This window comes from Thiomonas islandica (assembly GCF_055383445.1).
Genome location: NZ_AP042391.1, coordinates 434,778 through 454,945 on the forward strand (window position 1 = coordinate 434,778; position 20,168 = coordinate 454,945).

The window sequence follows — 20,168 nt, forward strand, 5'->3', positions numbered from 1 at the left end:
CGCTGCCGGCAACGCGCTTTTCAGCGCAGGCGGCTTGACCGCCGCAGCCGGCCGCAGCGCGTGAAGCGCTCGCGCAGCGCCTGCGCGAGCGGCACCGGGTCGACCCGCGCGGACGGCGTCTGCCCGCCGCGGTAGAGCTGCGCCTGCAACGCCTTTGCTGCGGCGTGCAGCGTGGCGTCGTCCGGCGCGTGCGAGGCAAGCCAGGCGACAAGCGTCGGCTGCGGTGCGCCCACCGGCAGCGCCAGCCAGGCGCGGCGCAGCGCGTCGGCGCTGGTGGCCGCCCGCAGCGCATCGAGCCCGTGCGCAAGCCTCCGCCTGCACCGCAGGCAAAGGATGAGCGTGCGCAGCGCAGCGAGCAGCACAAGCAGCGCGAGCACGCTGCCGGTGGCGATTGCGATCCGTCTGGGCCGCGGGTCGTCCACCTCGACCGTCGGCAACCGCAGCGACAGCGCCGCCGGCAGCAGCTGCTGCGGGTCGAGGTAGTCGAGCCGCAGCAGCGGCGGCTGCAGCAGGCCGCCATGCCTCGGCTGAAAGAACAGAGTCACGTCCCACACCGGCGCGACGGCGTCTGCCGACTCGCCACGGCGCAGCTCGACCGCGGCGATCGGCACGCGCGCTTGCAGCCGCTCGCGCCAGCGCTGCGCCAACTGCTGCAGTTGCGCATGGTCGAGGCCGGCAGCGCGCAGGCGCAACCGCCACACCCCGGTCTGCCCGAGCGCCAGGCGCTGCGGCGCCTGCACGATCTGCACCTGGGGCCGGCCGACCAACCCCTGCGCCGGCCACCACTGCGGCAGCGGCGCGACCGTGAACGCAAGCCTGGGCGGCGCGTACACCCGCAGCGCGCCAAAGGCATGCGCGCGCACGAGACCGAAGTCCACCGTCAGCTCGCCAGCCTGCAGCGGCAGCGCGCGCCAGGCGAACACCTGCACGAGTTGCGGTGTGCCTTCGAGGGTCTCGCGGCGCGTGTCACCCGGTAGCGGCTCGAGCAGCGCCTGCGCGCTGTGCGCCTGCGGCGGCTCCCACACCAGATTGCCACCACCTGCCACCTGCAGCTCGACGCGCACCGGCTGCAAGCGCAGCGGCTGCGACGGGACGAGCCGGGTACGCCATTGCAGCGGCGCCTCGCCGGGTGCGGCGGCGGCCACCTGCACCGTTTGCGCCGGACAGACCCGATCACCGAGCTGCACCGCCGGCAGACGCAGCGCCCCGGCGCGCAGCGGGACGAGTTCTAGGCGCAGCGACTGCTCGCGATGCCCGCGCGCGTCGCTGCCGCTTGCGCCTTGCTGGCCCTGCAGCAGCCAGTCCGGGGCGAACTGCGCCGCAGTGAACGCTGGCAGCGGCTGCACGGCGTCGCGCGCGGTGATGGTCCATGCGAGCGAGTGGCCGAGCACGGCAGGCGTAGGTGCGAGCGTGCACTGCAGGCTTTGCGCCCAGACCGGCGCAGCGAGCAGCCAGAGGCCGAGCGCGCAGGCGCAGCCAAGGCGATGGCGTATTACCGCCATCATCACGGTGCTCCGGCGGCGGTATCGCGGGCGGCGCGCGTGTCGATCTCGGCGCGGCGCTGCCACAGCAGGCTGGTGGCGTCTTGTAGCAGTTGCGCACGCTTTTCCGCCGCGTCCCAGTCGAGTGCGGGCGGCTGCCAGGCGCTGGCCGCACCCTGCGGCTGCGCGCTCTGTGCGAGCCTGCCCTGCGCCGGCAGCGTCGCCTCGGCTTGCAGCGGGGCGGAGCCTTCAGGCGGCGGCTTGCGCCGCAGTTGCGACGGGGTGTCCGAGGTCTGCTGGCCAAAACGCGAGTGATGGATCGCCGGGGCGCGTTTGGCGATGCCGGTCAGCGCCTCGCTCGGATGTTCGATTTCGTCCTGCCGCCGCGCCAGGCGGGCGTTGCGCAGCGCGCGGGCGTCGTGCGGGCGAATGCGCAACGCCGCATCGTAGGCCTGCACCGCCTCGCGCGTCTTGCCCGGCAGGTGCATCAGCGCATTGCCAAGGTTGTAAAACGCCACGAAGCGCTGCGCCGGCGTGTCGGCAAGCAGCAGTGCGCGCTCGAACGCCTGCGCCGCCTGCTGGTCAGCACCGCGGCGGTACGCGGCGTCGCCTTCGCCAATGCGCGCATCGAAACCGGGCAAGGCGGCGTAGAGCGCCTGAGCGCGGGTGAAATCGCCGGCCTGCCAGGCCGCCCAGGCCGCCTGCGGCGTGGCCTGCGCTGCGTGCGCGGGCTGCGGCGAAGCCAGCGCGCCGAGCAGCGCCAGGACGAGCATCGAGGCCGCAGCGCGTGGCGCGCAGACAAGCGTCGAGCGCGCAAGCATGAGCAGTAGCGCAGGCACGAGGAACAGGCCGAACAGCTCGCGCCACTGCGTTTGCGGCCCGCGCCTGGGCGAGGCAGCCGCCAGCTGCGCGAGGCGCGCATCGATCCCGCCCCAGACGCTGCGACCGGTCTGCCCCGGCGGTGCCGTGCGCATCGCCCCGCCGCTGGCCTCGGCAAGGACGCGCAGCGCCTTGGCACGATCGGCGTCCAGCCCGGGCAGCGCGAGCACGAACAGCGGCTGCTGCGCCGCGCGCAGCGCCTGCCCCAGCGTCAGCGCCTGCGGCGCGGCAAGCGGCGGCGTGTCACCGGCAGCAAGCAGCAGCAGCGCCCGTCGTGCGCCCTCGCCCTGCTCGCCAAGCCGCTGCTGCGCAAGCTGGAGCAGTGCGGCAAGCGACGCGCCGGGGCCCTCGCCGCCGAACAGCGCCGGCTGCGCGAGCGCAGCGAAGTGGCGGAACATCGCCGCGTCATCGGTTGGCGGCAGCAGTTGCACGAGCTGTCGCGGCGCGTCCTCGCGCGGCGCCCCGAAGGCAATCAGCCCGAGGCGCGCGCCGTGCAGCCGCGGCCACAGCGCGTCGATCAGCAGCCGGCCCTGTTCGAGCGCACTCGGCCCGGCCTGCGGCTGCGCGGCGCGCGCGCCAGCGTCGAGCAGCACCATGAGCGAGGCGCGATCCGCGCCGGGCATGCCGGCGGCGTCTCCCTCGATCGCCTGCCGCGGCCCGCCAGCGGCGCAGGCGAGCAGCAGCCACAGCATCGCATCGAAAGCAAGCGCACGCCAGCGCGCCGCGGCCGGCATCATGCGCGCGGCGTAGCGCAGCAGATCGGCATCCGCATAAGCGAGCGCGAGCGCGCGCTGCCGCCGTGCCTTCACGCGCCGCCACAGCGCAAGCGCGATCGGCACGAGCAGCAGCGCAAACGCCCAGGGCCGCGCCCAGTTCCAAGGCGGCAACCACGGCAGCCAATCGCTCATGCCGCGCCCTCCCGCCGGCGCGGGGCAGGCCTGCCGCCGCCGAGCGCGATCACTTCGGCGAGCAGCCAAAGCGCCGCGCCGAGCAGCAGCGGCGCAAGAAACAGCGGCTGCACCGCGCGGCGCGTCGGCGGCGGATGCAGCCGGGGGTTGAGCGCGCCGATGTCGCGTACCGCGGCCTGCTGCGCGCCGGCGCTGGCCGCAAAGTAGAACTTGCCGCCGGTGGCCTGCGCGATCAGCCGCATGTCAGGCTGCGGCCCGGCGTAAGCGGACACGGTGTAGGGCTGGCCGGGATCGGGTGTGCCGCCGACCTCGACGCAGTAGATCTTGACGCCCAGATGCCGCGCCAGCGCCACCGCCTCGGCCGGGCTGATGCGGCCGACGTTGCTGTCGCCGCCGTCGGAGTAGAGGATGAGGATCGGCCGCAGGCCTCGGCGCGGCTGCACCTGCCGCAGCGCCAGCGCGACCGCGTCGCCCAGCGCCGTGTCCTGCCCGAGTTGGCCGACGCTCGACAGCGCGGCCATGTCGCCGACCAGGCGGGCGTCGAAGGTCGGCGGCAGCAGCGTTGCGGCATGGCTGCCGAAGGCGATCAGCGCGAAGCGGTCGCCACGGCGCGCGCGGGCGAAATCGGCCAGCACCCGCTGCGCCACCGCCAGGCGGCTCGCCGGCTTGCCGTCCCAGCGTAGATCATGCAGGCTCATCGTCAGCGAGGTGTCGAGCAGCACAACGATGTCGCGGCCCAGCGGTGCCGGCGCGATCCAGCCGCCGAACTGCTGCGGCTGCGCCAGCGCGACGATGCCAGCAGCCAAGGCCAGCGCGCGCAGCAGCGCCGGCAGCCACGGTGTGCGCGGCGGCGGTGGCGCGTGCAGCAGGCCGTGCAGATCGGGGTGCAGCAGCTCGACGCCGGGTGCTGCCGGCGCACAGCCGCCACGCCAGGCCGCGCGAAGCGGCAGCAGAGCCAAGGGCAGCGCAAGCAGCACCATCGGCTGCGCCCAGTGCAAGGTGGACGCGGCGGCGCCGAGTTCGGCCAGCACGCTCATGCCTGCGCTCGCCCCGGGCGCGTCGGCTTGGCACCCGCATGCCGTGCCGCGCGCAACACCGCCGCGGCGCGCACCGGCTGCCACCACGCCGTGCGCAGCGCCTGCGCGCTGGCCGCGGCAAGCTCGCTGGCGAGCTGCTGCAACTGCATCCGCGCCTGCGCATCGCTCAGCGGTGCAAACCGCAGCGCATCCAGCCGCGCGCGTAGTTCCAGCGGCCAGTCCGTCTCGGGCAGCAGCGCGCGCAGGCATGCGGCAAGCTCGGCGGCAGCGGACGCCGTCTTGCCCCCCGACTGCAGCGCCTGCTTTGCCGCGGCACGCAGCGCACGCCAGCCACGGCTGCGGCGCAGCCACAGCAGCATCCATCCCACGAAAATGGCAACGAACGCTGCGACGAGCCACACGGCAGGCTGTGTCCACCACGGCGACGGCGGGGCCGGCGGCGGCGGCGCAGGCGGCAGGATGTCAGCCAGTGCAGCGATGCGGTCCATGCCTTCAGCCCAGCCCGAGCGCCAGCAGCAGCGCCGTCTCGTCCTGCCCGACGCTGGCCTCGATCGTCCTGATCCCACGCGCCCGCCAGCGCGCCAGCAGCGTGGCGCGGCGCTGCTGCGCATGCTGCGCGAACGTCGCCCGCGCCGAGGCCGTATCCGGCAATATGCCGCCGCGCCGCTGCGCCAGATCGTGCATCCGCACCGCAGCCAGCGGCAGGCCTTCGGGCAGCGCGCGCTCGACCAGGTCCTGCACGAGCACGATCCGCAGCTCGGCGCGGCTGCGCAGCGTCCACAGCGCGGCGTCGATGTCCGGCGCATCGCAGCCCGCGCCATCGGTGACGAACAGCACGCGCGAGCCCTCCGGCAGGCGACCCACCAGCCGCTGCGCCCAGGCCACGAACGCGGCGAGGTCGGCGTCGCGCGCTAGGTCACCGGCGGGTGCGACCCGCTCCTGCTGCAGCGCAATCGCCAGCCGCCGCAGTGCAGCCAGCCCGCGGCCGAGATCGACCGTCTGCGGCGACTCGCGCCACAGGGTGAGCGCCATCGCCCCCGCCGCGCCGTCCGCGGCCAGGGCCTGCGCTGCGCCAGCGAGCAGCACCACACGCGCAGCCTGCTCAGCTTTGGTGCGCAGCCGGGTGCCAAAGCGCATGCCCGCGCGCAGATCGAGCAGCGCATGCCAGGCGGGGGCGTGCTCGTCTCGGTACAGCTTGACGAAGGGCTTGCCGGTGCGCGCAAGCAGACGCCAGTGCAGATCGCGCAAATCGTCCCCGGCCTGGTAGAGGCGGCTTTCCAGGTAGTCCAGTCCGCGCCCACGCCAGACCGCGGTTTGGTCGCCAGCGGCGCGCAGGCCGACCGGCCGCGCCTGCGGCGTCACGCGTCGCCCGCGCGCCAGAGCGATCAGCGCGCGCGCCTCCCCCGCGCGCAGCAGCGGACGCGGCGCCTCGCCCGCCGCCGGCAGCGGCAGATCGAGTCGCACGGCAAAAGACGGCAGCGCCACGCCTGCCTCCGCGCTCAAGGCCAGACGGTTGCCGCCAGCAGCTCGGCGATCAGCGCGTCGGCATCGATTTCCTGCAAGGCAGCGTCGAGCGACAGCACGATGCGGTGGCGCAGCACATCGGGCGCAAGCGCGATCACATCGTCCGGCAGCACGAAGTCGCGCCCGCGCAGATATGCCAGCGCCCGCGCCGCATGCGCCAGCGCCAGCACCGCCCGCGGCGAGGCCCCGGCAGCCACCGTGCCTTCCAGCCGGGGCACGCGCTGCTGCGGTGCGCGCGTGGCGCGCACCAGCTCGACGATCGCGCGCTGCAGGCTCTCGGCCACATGCACCTGCAGCACCTCCTGCCGCGCGGCCAGCACCGCGCTCGGGTCGATCGCCGGCGTTGGCTGCGGCGGTGCGCCGGCGCGCACCGCATCGCCGGCCTGCAGATGCAGCTGCAGGATGCGCAGTTCCTCGTCGGCTGCGGGATAGTCCAGCCGCACATGCAGCAAAAAGCGATCGAGCTGCGCCTCGGGCAGCGGGTAAGTGCCGGCCTGCTCGAGCGGGTTTTGCGTCGCCAACACCAGGAACAGCGGCGGCAGCGCGTGCGTGACGCCGCCGACGGTGACCTGTCGCTCCTGCATCGCCTCGAGCAGCGCCGACTGCACCTTGGCTGGGGCGCGGTTGATCTCGTCGGCAAGCACGATGTCGTGGAACAACGGGCCGCGCACAAAGCGCACGCTGCCGTCGGCCGGATTGAACACCTCGGTGCCGGTGAGGTCGCCGGGCAGCAGATCGGGGGTGAATTGCACCCGCTGGAAGCTGGCATGCACGCGGCCGGCCAGCGCCTTCACCGCCGTGGTCTTGGCCAGGCCCGGCAGACCTTCGAGCAGCAGATGCCCGCCGGTGAGCAAGCCGACGACCAGCCGGTCGAGCAAGGCGGTCTGGCCGACGATGTCGTTGCCGAGCTGCGCGCGCAGCGCGGCCGTCTCGGTCTGATGCGGGAAGGTCATGATGGGCAGGGAGGGCGTCTGTTCTGACGCGCACCGCGATATGTGCGCATTCGAATACATTCATATTAGAGGCGCCGCCTTGTCCATCCCAGGGAACAAACCCGGATAATCGCTTCACCACATCCCGTCTTGCACGCCATGAACTCCCTGCCCCCCATCCCGCCGGAGCAAAGCCTGATCGACTATCCGAGCGACTTCCCGATCAAGATCATGGGCGCAAATGTCGATGGCTTTGCCAATGCCATTGCCGAAGTGGTGTTGCAGCACGCTCCCGACTTCGACCCCGCCAGCATGGAACTGCGCTCGTCCAGCGGCCGCAACTATCTGAGCTGCACCTGCACCATCCGCGCCACCAGCCGCGCCCAGCTCGACGCACTGTACCGGGCGCTCACTGCGCATCCGATGGTCAAGGTCGTGCTGTGAGCGCGACCAGGCCCGGGCTGCTCCCCGGTTGAATTGCAGACTGCGAAGATGACAAAATCCACTTGCCAAACAATCTAACGATCGTTAGATTGTTTGGCATGAACGCACGGGAACTGAAAAATCATCTCTACGAACAGGTCGCCCGCATCGGGCGGGCCGTGTCCAGCCCCAAGCGGCTGGAGTTGCTCGAAATCCTGGCGCAAGGGGAGAAGTCGGTGGAGGCGCTGGCACGCGAGGCGGCGATTGACGTCAAGCTCGCCAGTGCGCATTTGCGCGTGCTCAAGGGTGCGCAGCTGGTGCAGGTGCGACAAGACGGCAAGAGCCGCCTCTACCGCATCAGCGGCGCCGACGTGGCGGCACTCTGGGTAGCACTGCGCAGCGTGGCCGAAGCGCATGTGGCCGATCTGCAAATGGTGATGCAGCGGCTGTTTTCCGGCCCGGAGCGCCTCACGCCAGAGAGCAGTCAAAGTCTGCTCGACAAGGTGCGGTCCGGGAACGCGGTGCTGATCGACGTGCGCCCCGAGGCGGAATACCGGACCGCGCACCTACCCGAGGCCCGCTCGCTGCCTTTGGCCGAGCTGCAGGCACGGTTGCGCGAACTGCCGCACGACAAAGAGATCGTCGCCTATTGCCGCGGGCCGTTTTGCGTGATGTCCGACGCCGCGGTCAAGCTGTTGCTGCAGCACGGTTTTCGTGCACGCAAGATCGCCGAGGGTGTACTGGAATGGCAGGCGGCCGGGCTACCGCTGGCGCGGGGCGGTTCGCACTGAAGCGATGCGCGTTCCAGACATTTCGACTTCGGCGACTGCGCACGAACGCGCAATCCCCCCGCTGGAGCCTTATCAGCAAGGCATCCGCATCAACCTGCACCAGTTCATCTGGCAAGCGGTGCAGGTGGGTTTTGTCGGCCTGGTCATCGGCATGGAACGCAATGTGCTACCGGTGGTGGCACAGCAGGATTTCGGCGTGCCCAAGTCCTCGTTCGTATACCTGATGAGCTTTGTCATCTCCTTCGGGCTGGTCAAGGGTATGCTCAATGTCGTCGCCGGGCGGCTGTCCGAGCACATCGGGCGCAAGCCGGTGCTGGTGATGGGGTGGCTGGCGGCCATTCCCATTCCGCTTTTGATCGATTTCGCGCCGAACTGGTGGTGGGTGGTCGCGGCCAATGTGTTTCTTGGCATCCACCAGGGATTTGCCTGGAGCATGACCGTCACCAGCAAGGTCGATATCACGCGCGCCGAACAGCGGGGTCTGGCCACGGGGATCAATGAATTCGCGGGTTATGCAGCGGTGGGCACTGCAGGCGTGGTCACTGGCTATTTGGCGCAGCGCTTCGGCGCACGCGAGGCCCTGCTCGGCTTTGCCCTGCTGGTGATTGCCGCAGGACTCGGCACCGCGCTGCTCTTTGTGCGCGAAACCCTGCCCTGGGCGCAAGCCGAGAGCAGACGACACGCCGACGGCACGCATCGGGGTTTGAAACCACGGTTTGCCCACGGCCTGTCGGTGCACCCCACCGCGATGCAGGTGTTCGCCTTCGTCTCCTTCGGCCACCCGACGTTTTCCGCGCTGTGTCAGGCCGGGGTCGCGAACAAGGTGGCCGATACCCTGCTGTGGGTGCTGTGGCCGCTCTACCTGCACAGTCACGGCCTGAGCGTGGTGCACATCGGCTGGATCACCGGGGTCTACGGGCTGAGCTGGGGCGCTTCACAACTGTGGACCGGGCCGCTGTCCGATCGCATCGGCCGCAAGCCCACCATCGTTGCCGGGCTGTGGTTGCTGGCCGCCGGTGTCGGTGCGGTCGCACTGGTGACGGGGATGGTGGCGCAGCTCATTGCCGCCGTGATCATGGGCGTGGGCATGGCGCTGCTCTACCCCAACCTGATTGCCGCAGTGGCAGACATTGCGCACCCGAACTGGCGCAGCTCGGCGCTCGGCGCATATCGCTATTGGCGCGACACCGGCTACGCGCTGGGCGCGCTGGTGCTGGGCGCCATTGCCCAGGTCGCCGGGCTGATCGCCCCGACGTTCTGGTTCACCGCGGCGCTGCTGCTGGTGTCTGGCTTGTGGGTGTTGGTGCGGGCACAAGAGACGCTCCCCGGCGCGCAGCCGCCCAGCGCTGCCTGACTGCGCAGCGGTCGCGGTGCGGTGCTGTTCACATGGGCGCAGACCGCGCGGAGATATCGCTACCGGCATGCAGCGGTTTACCCCTCCCAGCCTTCCTCACCGTGAGGAGGGAAGGCAGCCGCACTCGCTGCGCTTCTAGGCAATGTGAGCGTTTTGGCGGACACCGTCCATGCATCGGCGTGCCGTATCCATAGAATTCAGCGGCAATCATCACGCGCTCGATCGCCCCCCGCTGATGCCCCATTCCCCCACAGCGCGCCGCACCGAGACGAGCTGGCCGATTTTTCTCGCTTTTTTGCGCCTGGGACTCACCGCATTCGGCGGGCCGATTGCGCATCTGGAATTCTTCCGCCGTGAGTTCGTCGAGCGGCGCGGCTGGCTCTCGACGCAGGCTTACGGAGATCTGGTCGCGCTGTGCCAGTTTCTGCCCGGCCCGGCGAGTTCGCAGGTCGGTATCGGGCTCGGCCTGATGCGCGGCGGTCTGCGCGGTGCGTTGGCTGCCTGGCTGGGTTTGACCCTGCCCTCGGCGCTGGCGATGACGGTCTTTGCCCTACTGCTCACCCATGTTGCCGGACTGGCGCAAGGCACCTGGCTGCATGGCCTCAAACTGGTTGCCGTCGCGGTGGTGGCGCAGGCCCTGTGGGGCATGGGCCGCAGCCTGTGCCCGGACAGGGAGCGCGCCAGTCTCGCCGTGGCGGCCGCAATGCTGGTCGCGCTGATGCCCGGCGTGACCGGGCAGCTGGCGGTCATCCTGCTGGGCGCGGTGGTCGGGCGCTGGTTACTGCGTGCGCCAGTAGAAGCGGTACATGCGCCGCTGCAGGTGCCGCTGCGCCATCGCAGCGCGGTGGCCTTGCTTGCGGCGTTCGCTGCGCTGCTGGTCGGCCTGCCACTGCTCGCCGCGGCGCTGCATCAGCCGGGGCTGACACTGTTTGCAGGGATGTACCAGTCCGGGGCGCTGGTGCTCGGCGGCGGACATGTGGTGCTGCCGCTGCTGCAGGCCAGGGTGGTTCCGGCGGGCATGGACAACTCCACCTTTCTCGCGGGCTATGGTGCGGCGCAGGCAGTGCCCGGGCCGCTATTCACCTTTGCCGCCTTTCTCGGCGCTGCGGCGCACGACGGGCCCGGCGGCTGGCTGGGCGCGGGTGTGGCGCTGATCGGCATTTTCCTGCCGGGCTTTTTGCTGGTGGCCGGCGCGCTGCCGCTATGGGCCGGGCTGCGCCACCTTCGGGCCATGCGCAGCGCGCTGCAGGGCATCAACGCGGCGGTCGTGGGCCTGCTTCTCGCGGCGTTCTTCGACCCGGTGTGGACCGCGTCCATCCACACCCCGCGCGACTTCGCTCTGGCCTTGGCTGCGCTGTTGCTGCTGCAGGTATGGAAAGTGCCGCCGTGGGCCGTGGTGATCGGCGGCGGGGTGCTCACCGGGCTGCTGGGCTGAGGCGCGGCGCGGTCACTCGCCCACCAGCGCCCGCGCAAACGCCTTGGCATCGAAAGGCTGCAGATCCTCCAGCCCTTCGCCGACGCCGATGAAATAGACGGGAACCGGGCGCTCGCGGGCAATCGCGGCGATCACCCCGCCCTTGGCGCTGCCGTCGAGCTTGGTGATGACCAGCCCGGTCAGGCCCAGTGCGTCGTCGAACGCGCGCACCTGCGCCAGCGCGTTCTGGCCGTTGTTGGCGTCGATCACCAGCAGGATGTCATGCGGCGCGCCGTCCATGGCCTTGGCCACCACGCGCTTGACCTTTTTCAGCTCCTCCATCAGGTGAAGCTGGGTGGGTAGCCGCCCGGCGGTGTCGACGATGACCACGTCCATACCGCGCGCCTTGCCGGCGCTCACTGCATCGAACGCCACCGCTGCCGGATCGCCCCCCTCCTGCGCAATCACCTGCACCTGATTGCGCTGCCCCCAAGCGACGAGCTGCTCGCGTGCCGCGGCGCGAAAGGTGTCGCCAGCGCCGAGCAGCACCCTGGCATTCGCCTGCAGCAGATGCTGGGTGAGTTTGCCGATGGTGGTGGTCTTGCCCGCGCCGTTGACGCCCACCATCATCAGCACGGTGGGCTGCTGGCGGCCGATGTCCAGCGGCTTTTGCAAGGGCATGAGCAGGTCGGCCAGCGCGTCGGCCAGCAGCGCGCGCACCTGCTGCGGCGTCTCGGCCCGCGCGGCCTTCACGCGCTTGCGCAGATCGGCCAACAGCGCGGTGGTCGCCGGCATGCCGGTGTCGGCCATGATCAGTGCGGATTCGAGCTCCTCATACAGCGCTTCGTCGATCTTGCTACCGCCGAACAGCCCGGCGATGCCCGAACCGGTCTTGCGCAGTCCAGAGCGCAGGCGGTTGAACCAGCCGGCGCCGGACAGCTCCTGGACGACCACCGGCTCGCTCGGCGCCGAAACGGGCGCAGCCTGCGGTGCGGCTGCCTCGGCAGCGGCTGCAGGCGCGCTTGCCACATCGGGCGCCGACGCGGACCGCGCTTCGGGCGCGGCGGTTTCCGGGACGGACTTGCGTTTGAAAAAACGAAACATGGGGGGCGATCGAAAAAAAGAGACCGCGGTCTCCCGTGGAGTGGGAGCCGCCTCCCTACAATTTACCTGCCCATGAACAGATCCTCCTGTGGCCGTCCGGCCAAAACCCCGCAAACCCACTCCCGCCTTGCGCCTGCCGGTGAAGTGCGCATCATCGGCGGACTGTGGAAACGCAGCAAACTCGCCGTGCCCAGTGTGCCCGGGCTGCGCCCCACTCCCGCCCGGGTACGCGAGACCGTGTTCAACTGGCTCGGACAGACGCTTTTAGGGCGGCGCGTGCTCGATCTGTACGCCGGCAGCGGGGCGCTCGGCCTGGAAGCTGCCTCGCGCGGCGCGGCCTCGGTGCTGCTGGTCGAGCAGCATCCGCGCTGCACCGCAGCCATCTCTGCCACAGCGCAACGACTCCAGGCCAAGCAAGTGCAGGTGCGCACCGCCGACGCCCTGGCCGCGGCGCATGCACTGGCACGGCTGGGCGAGCACTTCGATGTGGTGTTCATCGACCCCCCGTACGCCAGCGCGCAACAGCTCCAGGCGCTGCAGGCGGCGCTGCCGCTGCTGGATGCCGAGGGACTGGTCTATGTGGAAACCGACGACCCGGCGCTGTTCGACCTGCTCGATCCCGGCACCTGGGCGGTCTGGCGGCGCGCCCGCGCAGGCCAGGTGCACTTTGCTTTGCTGCGGCGCAACAGCGCGGGTACACCGATAAAGCAAAACGCCTAAACTGCGGCTTTCCGCTGTGCGCCCGCCACCATGCTGCTTGCCATCTACCCCGGCACCTTCGACCCGCTGACCCGCGGCCACGAGGATTTGGTGCGCCGCGCCAGCAAGCTGTGCGACCGGCTGGTGGTGGCGATCGCCGCCGGGCATCACAAAAACGCCATGTTCACGCTGGACGAACGGCTGGACATCGCCCGCGAGGTGCTCTCGCCTTACCCCAACGTCGAGGTCAGCGGCTTCACCGGGCTGCTGCGCGATTTTGTGGTGGGACGCGGTGCGCAGGTGGTGGTACGCGGCCTGCGTGCAGTCAGCGACTTCGAATACGAATTCCAGATGGCCGGAATGAACCGCCAGCTCATGCCCGACGTGGAAACTCTGTTCCTCACTCCGGCGGATCAGTATCAGTTCATCTCCGGGACGTTCGTGCGGGAAATCGCCATGCTTGGTGGCGACGTGAGCAAATTCGTGGTGCCATTGGTCATGGAGCGCCTGCAGGCCAAGGTGGCCCAGCGGCGCACGAACTGAAGACCGGAATCGATCATGGCGCTGTGGATCACCGACGATTGCATCAACTGCGATGTGTGCGAGCCCGAATGCCCGAACGAGGCGATTTTCATGGGCCCGGAAATCTATGAAATCGACCCGGACCGCTGCACCGAATGCGTCGGGCATTTCGACACTCCGCAGTGCGTGCAGGTCTGCCCGGTGAACTGCATCCCGGTGCGCCCAGATCGCGTGGAAAGCCGCGAGCAACTGCTGGCCAAACATCACTGCCTGACCGCAGCCAAAAGTTTGACCTCCTAGGGTCTGCGCTCAGCGCGCCGCAGCACTGGCCGGCGGTGCAGCCATTGCCTTGCGCCGGGCGGCAGGCAGGTGATGATGCCGTCTGCGCACGGTCTGCGCGGCTTGTGCCTGACGTGTGGCCAGGCGCTGCAGGCGCAGTGCATCGCGTTGCGCCCGCAGCGCGTCGGCTTGTTCCCGGCGTTGCCGGGCCTGCTCTGCGGCGCGCTGTGCCTGACGCGCGGCGAGCAGTGCATCCAGACGACGTTGCTGCTCCAGCGCCTGCTCCCGCTGCTGCGGGGTGCGCGCATCCTGCGTGTCCACCGGCTTGCCGGTTGCGCAAGGTTGGTGGGAATAACTGTTGCCGCAGCGCCAGACCGGCGGCTCCTGCGACGGCGCGATCTGCGCCATCGCGCTTCCCATTGGGCACAGAGCCCATGCAATCCACAGCGTGCGCTTGAATCCCTGCATGGTTATTTCCCGGAGTTGTCGGCCCGGCTGGCGGTGCGGCGACTGCGGTGCAGCCGCATCATCGCCGCCTCGAACTCGCCGGCGAGCAGTAGCGGCAGCACCGCGCGCGCCTCGTCCATTGCCTGCTCGATCAGGACCAGCTCGGACTGCGGCGGCTTGCCCAGCACAAAGCCGACCACCGCCGAGCGATCGCCCGGATGGCCGATGCCGATGCGCATCCGCCAGAAATTGGGCGTGCCCAGATGAGCGATGAGATCGCGCAGGCCGTTGTGTCCGGCATGGCCGCCGCCCAACTTGAGCTTGGCCTGACCTGGCGGCAGGTCGAGCTCGTCATGCGCCACCAGGATGTGCTCGGGGGCGATCTTGTAAAAACGCGCCAGCGCACCGACCGACTGGCCAGAGCGGTTCATGTAGGTGCCGGGCTCGAGCAGCCACAGTTCGCGGCCGTGCAGCCGCACGCGGGCGACCTCGCCGAAGAATCCGCGCTCGGGCTTCAAGCGCACGCCTGCGGCCGCGGCAATCTGATCGACGAACCAGAATCCGGCGTTGTGCCGGTCCAGGGCGTGTTCTGGCCCCGGGTTGCCCAGACCGACGAGGAGCTGAATCATGCCATCGATTCCTCGGCGCAGCCGCCTCACTCGCGGCGCGGCTGGCGTTGCAGCAGGCCGCCCAGCGCCTCGCGCGGGGTGAGCTTGCCGTCGAGCAGTCGGCTGACCGCCTCGGTGATCGGCATGGACACGCGGTGCGCGCGGGCGAGCTGCAGCGCAGTGTGCGCAGTGTGCACGCCTTCGGCCACATGGCCCAGGCCAGCGACGATGCGATCCAGACTCTGCCCCTGCGCCAGCGCCAGGCCGACACGGCGGTTGCGCGACAGCTCACCGGTGGCGGTGAGCACCAGATCGCCCAGGCCGCTCAGCCCCATGAAGGTCTCGGCCTGCCCGCCCAGCGCCACACCCAGACGCGAGAGCTCGGCCAGGCCACGGGTGATCAGTGCGGCGCGTGCGTTATGCCCCAGACCCATGCCGTCGCTCACCCCGGTGGCAATCGCCAGCACGTTTTTCACCGCGCCGCCCACCTCCACGCCAATGACATCGGGCGTGGCGTAGATGCGCATCGCGCCGTGGTGCAGCGCCGCCACCGCAAAGCTGCGCAGCGCCGCATCTGCGCTGGCCAGCGCGAGCGCCACCGGCAGGCCGCGCGCCACCTCTTGCGCAAAGCTCGGGCCCGACAGCGCGCCGATGGCCGGGGCGGCGTCCATCCCCGCGAACACCGCGTCGAGCACCGCATGCGGCAGCAGCCCGCTGCCCTGCTCGAAACCCTTGCACAGCCACAGCACATGCTGCACCCGCGCGCCTTTGGGCTTGTCGGCGTTGAAAATGCGCACCGCCTGCGCCGTGGCGCGCAGGGCCGATGTCGGCACCGCAAGCAGCAGCAGACCGTGCGGCCCGGCAGCATGGCGCAGCGCGGCGTCCAGATCCGCCGTAGGACTCAGGCGCGGCGGCAGGCTGATGTCGGGCAGATAGGCGGCATTGACCCGCTCGGCCTGCAACCGCTGCATCTGCGCCGCGTCGCGTCCCCACAGCACTACGGGATGGTGTGACGCGATCTGGCAGGCGATGCCCGTTCCCCAGGCACCGGCGCCCAGCACAGCGATGGAGCAGGCAACAGACTGCGCCATGAGCAGCCCGCGTGGTTCAGTTCAGCTGACCCGGCGCCTGGTTGGCCGCTTGCAGTTGCTGTGCCTGCTGCTGCTCGTACATCGCCTGGAAGTTGATCTCGGCCAAATGCACCGGCGGGAAGCCCGCGCGGGTGATGGCATCGGCCAGGTTGGCGCGCAGGTAAGGATAGACCGTCTGCGGGCAGGCGATGCCCAGCAGCATGTCGGCATGCTCCTGCGGAATATTGCGCAGCTCGAAAATGCCGGCCTGCTTGCCCTCGACCAGAAACAGCACCCGCTCCTGCATGCGCGCTGTGATGGTGGCCGCCACGGTGATTTCGAACAGGCCTTCGACCACCGGCTTGGCCTCGACGCTCATCTGCACGTCCACGGTGGGTTGCTGCTGCTCGAGCAGGATTTGCGGCGAATTGGGCTGCTCCAGCGACAGATCCTTCAGATAGCAACGCTGCAGCATGAAAACCGGATCGGTGGACTGGGTGCTCTCGGGTGTGGCGCTCATCAAGGCTCTCCATGGAAAAAAGCCCGCAGGGTGCGGGCATCGATTGATTGCAGCGGATTCTAGGCCGGTCGTGTGACACGGCCTGCGCGACCGGGTTGGAGCCGATGGTGCGGTGCCGCCCGGACCGCGCTCAGGCGGCGCCGCGCAGCAGTTCCGTCAAGCCGCCCCTGGCGTCGAGCGCGTACAGATCGTCGCAGCCGCCGACATGGGTATCGCCGATGAAAATCTGTGGCACGGTGCGTCGTCCGGTGGATTCCATCATCTGGTGGCGTTGCTCCGGATCGAGGTCGATCCGGATTTCCTCGATCGCAGTGACCCCGCGCTTTTGCAGTAGCGCCTTGGCGCGGATGCAGTACGGGCACACCGCCGTGGTGTACATGCGAACCTTGTTCATTGCGGGCTCATCCTTTTTCCACCGGCAAGCCGGCCTCGCGCCAGGCGCGCATGCCCCCGGCGATCGCCGCAGCGTTCACATAGCCCTGCTTGCGCAATTGCGCGGCTGCACGCTTGGCCCGCATGCCCGAGGCACACATCACCAGCACCGGCGTGTTCTTGTCCTTGGGCAGTTCGCCCAGGCGCTTGTCGAGCTGGCCCAGCGGGATGCTCTTGCTGCCCACCGCATGACCGGCCTGGTATTCGGCAGGCTCGCACACGTCGATCATCACGCCCTTTTCGCGGTTGATCTTGAGCACCGCCTGCGCGGCACTCACCCCGTCGGCCCCGCTGCTGCCGCCGTAAGAGCTCCACAACAGCATGCCGCCAGAGGTCAGGGCAATCAGAATGAGCGCCCAGTTGTCGATGATGAACTGCACTTGGTTTTCTCCTTGGAATCCCGAATTTTAAAAGACCCATGCACAGATGTTGATCTGTGGTTTTCGTCCCCGCTGGTTCGCTGCGGTCATTGCTGCACCGCAACGTGACGACCATCCTCGACTACTATTCTGCCTGGGCAGCATCTTGCCGCATTCCGACAAAGAATTTCGCATCCCGAGATCTCCATGCACAAACTCGTCCTGCTTCGCCACGGTGAATCCACTTGGAACCAGCAAAACCGCTTCACCGGCTGGACCGATGTGGATCTGACCGAGCAAGGCATCCGTGAAGCCCGTGCCGCCGGGCGGCTGCTCAAGGAACTGGGCTACGGCTTCGACCTGACCTATACCTCTGTGCTCAAGCGCGCGATCCGCACCTTGTGGCTTACCCTGGACGAGCTCGACGCCATGTGGCTGCCGACCGTGCACACCTGGCGGCTCAACGAGCGGCATTACGGCGCGCTGCAGGGGTTGAACAAGGCCGAGACCGCGGCCAAGTACGGCGACGAGCAGGTGCACATCTGGCGGCGCAGCTACGACATCCCGCCGCCGCCGCTGGACGAGGCGCACCGCAGGGAACTGGCTGCCGACCCGCGTTACGCCCGCGTACCGCTGGCCGAGCTGCCACTGACCGAATGCCTGAAAGACACCATCGCGCGTGTGCTGCCGTTCTGGCACGAGGCACTGGCGCCGGCGATCAAGGCGGGCAAACGCACGCTGGTGGTCTCGCACGGCAATTCGATGCGCGCCATCATGAAATACTTGGAGAACATCTCCGACGAGGACATCACCCAGGTCAACATCCCCAACGGCATTCCGCTGGTCTACGAACTCGACGCCGAACTGCAGCCGCTGCAGCGCTACTACCTCAGTGCCACCGGGGCCAAGACCTGATCGCACGGCAAGCCGGTCGTCCCGCGCGCGCCCGGGTGATGTCCTGCGCTGCCGACGCGGTCTTGACGGGCCCGCCTATACTGCGCGCACTTTGCAGATACTCCGCTTGACCCACCATGGCCAGTAAATTCCGAGTCGCAGCCTGGATCGCCATTGGTGCCATCACTGGCATCATGGCCACCCTGCAAGTGCAGGCGTTGGCGCGCGGCGCCGTCTCGCCGCTCCCGCTGGAGGAGCTGCAACAGTTTGCCGCGGTGTATGGCCTGATCAAGGCCGATTATTTCGAGCCGGTCGAGGGCAAGAAGCTGATTGAGAATGCCATCAACGGCATGGTCAACAACCTCGATCCACATTCGGAATACCTGGACAAGAAAGCATTCAAGGACTTCAAGGAAAGCACCAGCGGCAAGTTCGTCGGCGTTGGCATCGAGATCGCCTCTGAAGACGGCCTGGTCAAGGTGGTCTCGCCGATCGAGGGGTCCCCGGCGGCGCGGGCCGGCATTCACGCTGGCGACCTGATCACCCGCATCGACAACACTGCGGTCAAGGGCCTGAGCCTGAACGAGGCAGTCAAGCTCATGCGCGGCAAGCCCGGCACCAAGGTCACGCTCACAGTGCTGCGCAAGGCGGAAAACCGCGTCCTTACCTTCACCATCACCCGCGAGCTGATCCAGGTGCAGAGCGTCAAGGGCAAGATGATCGCTCCGGGCTACGGCTGGGTGCGCATCACCCAGTTCCAATCGGACACGCTCAACAGCTTTGTCAACAAGATCAACGCGCTGTACAAGGAAGACCCGAACATGAAGGGTCTGGTGCTTGACCTGCGCAACGACCCAGGCGGGCTGCTCGAGAGCGCGGTCGGCGTGGCATCCGTATTCCTGCCCCCTGACGCGGTGATCGTCTCCACCCGCGGCCAGATGCCCGAGGCGAATGCGACCTACCGCAACACCCCGAGCGATTACCTCAGCCGCCCGGGCGACAACCCGCTCGACACCCTGCCCGCCGCAGTGAAGACGGTCAAGCTGGTGGTGCTGGTCAACGGCGGCTCGGCCTCGGCCTCCGAGATCGTCACTGGCGCGCTGCAGGACTACAAGCGCGCCGTGGTCATGGGCACGCTGACCTTCGGCAAGGGCTCTGTGCAGACCGTGCTGCCGTTAGGCCCGGACACCGCGCTCAAGCTCACCACCGCGCGCTACTACACCCCCAACGGCCAGTCGATCCAAGGCAAGGGCATCACCCCGAACTACGAGGTCGATCCGCTGGAAAGCGGCGACCCGTACGCCGCGCTGCGCATGCGCGAGATCGACTACAAGAACCAGATCGGCACCGGCAGCGAATCGGCCGACGCCAAGCGGGTCGAGGAGGAGGTGCGCAAGCAGGACGAGGCGCGCCGCCTGCTCGAGGCCGAGCTGCAGAAAGACCCGAACAAGTTTCCCAAGCTGCCTGAATACGGCAGCAAAGAAGACTGGCAGCTCACCCAGGCGCTGAACTACCTCGAAGGCAAGCCGGTGATCACGGCCAAGCACGCGTCAATCGCGGCCCAGACCAAGGCGCCGACGTCGTCAGCAGCAGCCAGCAGCCCCGGGCCGGACAGCAGCAGCGCAGTCAAGAGCAAGTAAGCAGACCCAACCGCCACCACCGCGCGGCCCGCCTGACATGCCGCTCGACGACGCCCAGCTGCTGCGCTACTCAAGGCACATCCTGCTCGACGAAATCGGCATCGAGGGCCAGGAACGCATCTGCGCCGGACATGCGCTAATCCTTGGCGCTGGCGGGTTGGGCTCACCCGTAGCGCTCTACCTGGCCAGCGCCGGCGTGGGCCGCATCACCCTGGTCGACGACGACACGGTCGATCTGACCAATCTGCAGCGGCAGATCGCGCACACCGAGGCCAGGGTCGGCCAGCGCAAGGTGGATTCGGCCCGCGAGGCGATGCGGCAGATCAATCCGCAGGTCGATGTGCAGGTCGTTGCCGAGCGCGCAGACGCTGCGTTGCTCGATGCACTGGTCGCTGCTGCTGATGTCGCCGTCGACTGCAGCGACAATTTCGCCACACGGCATGCGCTGAACCGCGCCTGCGTGGCGCACGGCGTGCCGCTGGTCAGCGGCGCGGCGATCCGCCTGTCCGGGCAGGTCAGCGTGTTCGATCCCCGGCCCGATGCCCAGGGACAGCCTGGCCCGTGCTATGCCTGCCTGTTTCCACCGGACATCCCGGTCGAGGAGGTGCGCTGCGCCACTATGGGGGTGCTTGCACCGCTGGTGGGCATCGTCGGCAGCCTGCAGGCCACCGAGGCGCTCAAGCTCCTGGCCGATACCGGCACCTCGCTGCGCGGCAGGCTGCTGCTGATCGACGCCCTTGACAGCAGCTTCCAGACCATCGCCCTGCAGCGTCATCCGCACTGCCCGGTGTGCGGTGAGCCTGCACAGCGCGGTGCATCGCCGGGCTCGACAGGCACATGACATCGGGCCT

At 69.0% G+C, this 20,168-nt stretch carries 23 protein-coding genes; 10 read left to right on the forward strand and 13 right to left on the reverse strand.

All coding sequences use genetic code 11. The features are described from left to right. Positions 1 to 20 precede the first annotated feature (20 nt). The 6 genes from ACZ47F_RS02025 to ACZ47F_RS02050 are packed head-to-tail and all read right to left on the reverse strand — an operon-like array spanning position 21 to position 6,782. Positions 21 to 1,505: a hypothetical protein gene (locus ACZ47F_RS02025; protein WP_464925650.1), complete on the reverse strand. Its 1,485-nt coding sequence runs from the start codon at positions 1,503 to 1,505 to the stop codon at positions 21 to 23. Next, a complete protein-coding gene (locus ACZ47F_RS02030; protein WP_464925651.1) occupies positions 1,505 to 3,268 on the reverse strand; it encodes a tetratricopeptide repeat protein in 1,764 nt (587 codons plus the stop codon). Before ACZ47F_RS02030 ends, ACZ47F_RS02025 begins: the two co-directional genes overlap by 1 nt. Further along, entirely contained in the window at positions 3,265 to 4,305 is a 1,041-nt protein-coding gene (locus ACZ47F_RS02035; RefSeq protein WP_464925652.1) for a VWA domain-containing protein, read from the reverse strand. The genes ACZ47F_RS02030 and ACZ47F_RS02035 overlap by 4 nt, the downstream gene beginning before the upstream one ends. Then, positions 4,302 to 4,793 (reverse strand): hypothetical protein, encoded by a 492-nt coding sequence (locus tag ACZ47F_RS02040; RefSeq protein ID WP_464925653.1) that lies wholly within the window; start codon positions 4,791 to 4,793, stop codon positions 4,302 to 4,304. Before ACZ47F_RS02040 ends, ACZ47F_RS02035 begins: the two co-directional genes overlap by 4 nt. Positions 4,794 to 4,797: 4 nt before the next feature. Beyond that, a complete protein-coding gene (locus ACZ47F_RS02045) occupies positions 4,798 to 5,790 on the reverse strand; it encodes a DUF58 domain-containing protein (RefSeq protein WP_464925654.1) in 993 nt (330 codons plus the stop codon). 14 nt (positions 5,791 to 5,804) lie between these two features. After that, on the reverse strand, positions 5,805 to 6,782 hold the full coding sequence (locus ACZ47F_RS02050) for an AAA family ATPase (RefSeq protein WP_464925655.1): 978 nt from the start codon (positions 6,780 to 6,782) through the stop codon (positions 5,805 to 5,807). 147 nt (positions 6,783 to 6,929) lie between these two features. Here ACZ47F_RS02050 and ACZ47F_RS02055 point away from each other — a divergent pair, with 147 nt between their 5' ends. From ACZ47F_RS02055 to chrA, 4 genes are all read left to right on the forward strand, one after another. Then, a complete protein-coding gene (locus ACZ47F_RS02055; protein WP_464926555.1) occupies positions 6,930 to 7,205 on the forward strand; it encodes a YbeD family protein in 276 nt (91 codons plus the stop codon). 98 nt (positions 7,206 to 7,303) lie between these two features. Then, entirely contained in the window at positions 7,304 to 7,975 is a 672-nt protein-coding gene (locus tag ACZ47F_RS02060) for an ArsR/SmtB family transcription factor (protein ID WP_464925656.1), read from the forward strand. Between the two features lie 4 nt (positions 7,976 to 7,979). Then, positions 7,980 to 9,329 (forward strand): MFS transporter, encoded by a 1,350-nt coding sequence (locus ACZ47F_RS02065; RefSeq protein ID WP_464925657.1) that lies wholly within the window; start codon positions 7,980 to 7,982, stop codon positions 9,327 to 9,329. Positions 9,330 to 9,564: 235 nt separating this feature from the next. Further along, positions 9,565 to 10,764, forward strand: a complete 1,200-nt coding sequence (gene chrA / locus ACZ47F_RS02070) for a chromate efflux transporter (RefSeq protein ID WP_464925658.1) — start codon at positions 9,565 to 9,567, stop codon at positions 10,762 to 10,764. Positions 10,765 to 10,776: 12 nt separating this feature from the next. On the opposite strand, the gene ftsY is transcribed toward chrA, so the two are convergent. Next, positions 10,777 to 11,847 (reverse strand): signal recognition particle-docking protein FtsY, encoded by a 1,071-nt coding sequence (gene ftsY, locus ACZ47F_RS02075; RefSeq protein WP_464925659.1) that lies wholly within the window; start codon positions 11,845 to 11,847, stop codon positions 10,777 to 10,779. 72 nt (positions 11,848 to 11,919) lie between these two features. Here ftsY and rsmD point away from each other — a divergent pair, with 72 nt between their 5' ends. Genes rsmD through ACZ47F_RS02090 form a run of 3 tightly spaced genes read left to right on the forward strand, consistent with a single transcriptional unit; the run spans position 11,920 to position 13,368 of the window. Then, positions 11,920 to 12,567, forward strand: coding sequence for a 16S rRNA (guanine(966)-N(2))-methyltransferase RsmD (rsmD, locus tag ACZ47F_RS02080; protein ID WP_464925660.1), 648 nt, complete (start codon positions 11,920 to 11,922; stop codon positions 12,565 to 12,567). A 30-nt stretch (positions 12,568 to 12,597) separates the two neighbouring features. Beyond that, a complete protein-coding gene (coaD, locus tag ACZ47F_RS02085) occupies positions 12,598 to 13,089 on the forward strand; it encodes a pantetheine-phosphate adenylyltransferase (RefSeq protein ID WP_464925661.1) in 492 nt (163 codons plus the stop codon). 15 nt (positions 13,090 to 13,104) lie between these two features. Beyond that, a complete protein-coding gene (locus ACZ47F_RS02090) occupies positions 13,105 to 13,368 on the forward strand; it encodes a YfhL family 4Fe-4S dicluster ferredoxin (protein ID WP_464925662.1) in 264 nt (87 codons plus the stop codon). Between the two features lie 9 nt (positions 13,369 to 13,377). On the opposite strand, the gene ACZ47F_RS02095 is transcribed toward ACZ47F_RS02090, so the two are convergent. The 6 genes from ACZ47F_RS02095 to ACZ47F_RS02120 all read right to left on the reverse strand — a co-directional run bounded on the left by ACZ47F_RS02095 (position 13,378) and on the right by ACZ47F_RS02120 (position 16,804). Next, positions 13,378 to 13,815 (reverse strand): hypothetical protein, encoded by a 438-nt coding sequence (locus tag ACZ47F_RS02095; RefSeq protein ID WP_464925663.1) that lies wholly within the window; start codon positions 13,813 to 13,815, stop codon positions 13,378 to 13,380. Positions 13,816 to 13,817: 2 nt separating this feature from the next. Next, entirely contained in the window at positions 13,818 to 14,423 is a 606-nt protein-coding gene (gene pth, locus ACZ47F_RS02100) for an aminoacyl-tRNA hydrolase (RefSeq protein WP_464925664.1), read from the reverse strand. Between the two features lie 26 nt (positions 14,424 to 14,449). After that, positions 14,450 to 15,493, reverse strand: a complete 1,044-nt coding sequence (locus ACZ47F_RS02105) for an NAD(P)H-dependent glycerol-3-phosphate dehydrogenase (RefSeq protein WP_464925665.1) — start codon at positions 15,491 to 15,493, stop codon at positions 14,450 to 14,452. Between the two features lie 16 nt (positions 15,494 to 15,509). Beyond that, positions 15,510 to 15,992 (reverse strand): protein-export chaperone SecB, encoded by a 483-nt coding sequence (gene secB, locus ACZ47F_RS02110; RefSeq protein WP_464925666.1) that lies wholly within the window; start codon positions 15,990 to 15,992, stop codon positions 15,510 to 15,512. A 130-nt stretch (positions 15,993 to 16,122) separates the two neighbouring features. Beyond that, positions 16,123 to 16,386: a glutaredoxin 3 gene (gene grxC, locus ACZ47F_RS02115; RefSeq protein ID WP_464925667.1), complete on the reverse strand. Its 264-nt coding sequence runs from the start codon at positions 16,384 to 16,386 to the stop codon at positions 16,123 to 16,125. 7 nt (positions 16,387 to 16,393) lie between these two features. Then, entirely contained in the window at positions 16,394 to 16,804 is a 411-nt protein-coding gene (locus tag ACZ47F_RS02120) for a rhodanese-like domain-containing protein (protein WP_464925668.1), read from the reverse strand. Between the two features lie 186 nt (positions 16,805 to 16,990). Here ACZ47F_RS02120 and gpmA point away from each other — a divergent pair, with 186 nt between their 5' ends. From gpmA to ACZ47F_RS02135, 3 genes are all read left to right on the forward strand, one after another. Next, entirely contained in the window at positions 16,991 to 17,698 is a 708-nt protein-coding gene (gpmA, locus tag ACZ47F_RS02125) for a 2,3-diphosphoglycerate-dependent phosphoglycerate mutase (protein WP_464925669.1), read from the forward strand. A gap of 116 nt (positions 17,699 to 17,814) precedes the next feature. Continuing rightward, positions 17,815 to 19,317: a S41 family peptidase gene (locus tag ACZ47F_RS02130; RefSeq protein WP_464925670.1), complete on the forward strand. Its 1,503-nt coding sequence runs from the start codon at positions 17,815 to 17,817 to the stop codon at positions 19,315 to 19,317. A gap of 37 nt (positions 19,318 to 19,354) precedes the next feature. Continuing rightward, the gene (locus ACZ47F_RS02135) at positions 19,355 to 20,158 is read left to right on the forward strand and encodes a HesA/MoeB/ThiF family protein (RefSeq protein WP_464925671.1); all 804 of its coding nucleotides are present in this window, start codon (positions 19,355 to 19,357) and stop codon (positions 20,156 to 20,158) included. The last annotated feature ends 10 nt before the right edge of the window (positions 20,159 to 20,168 follow it).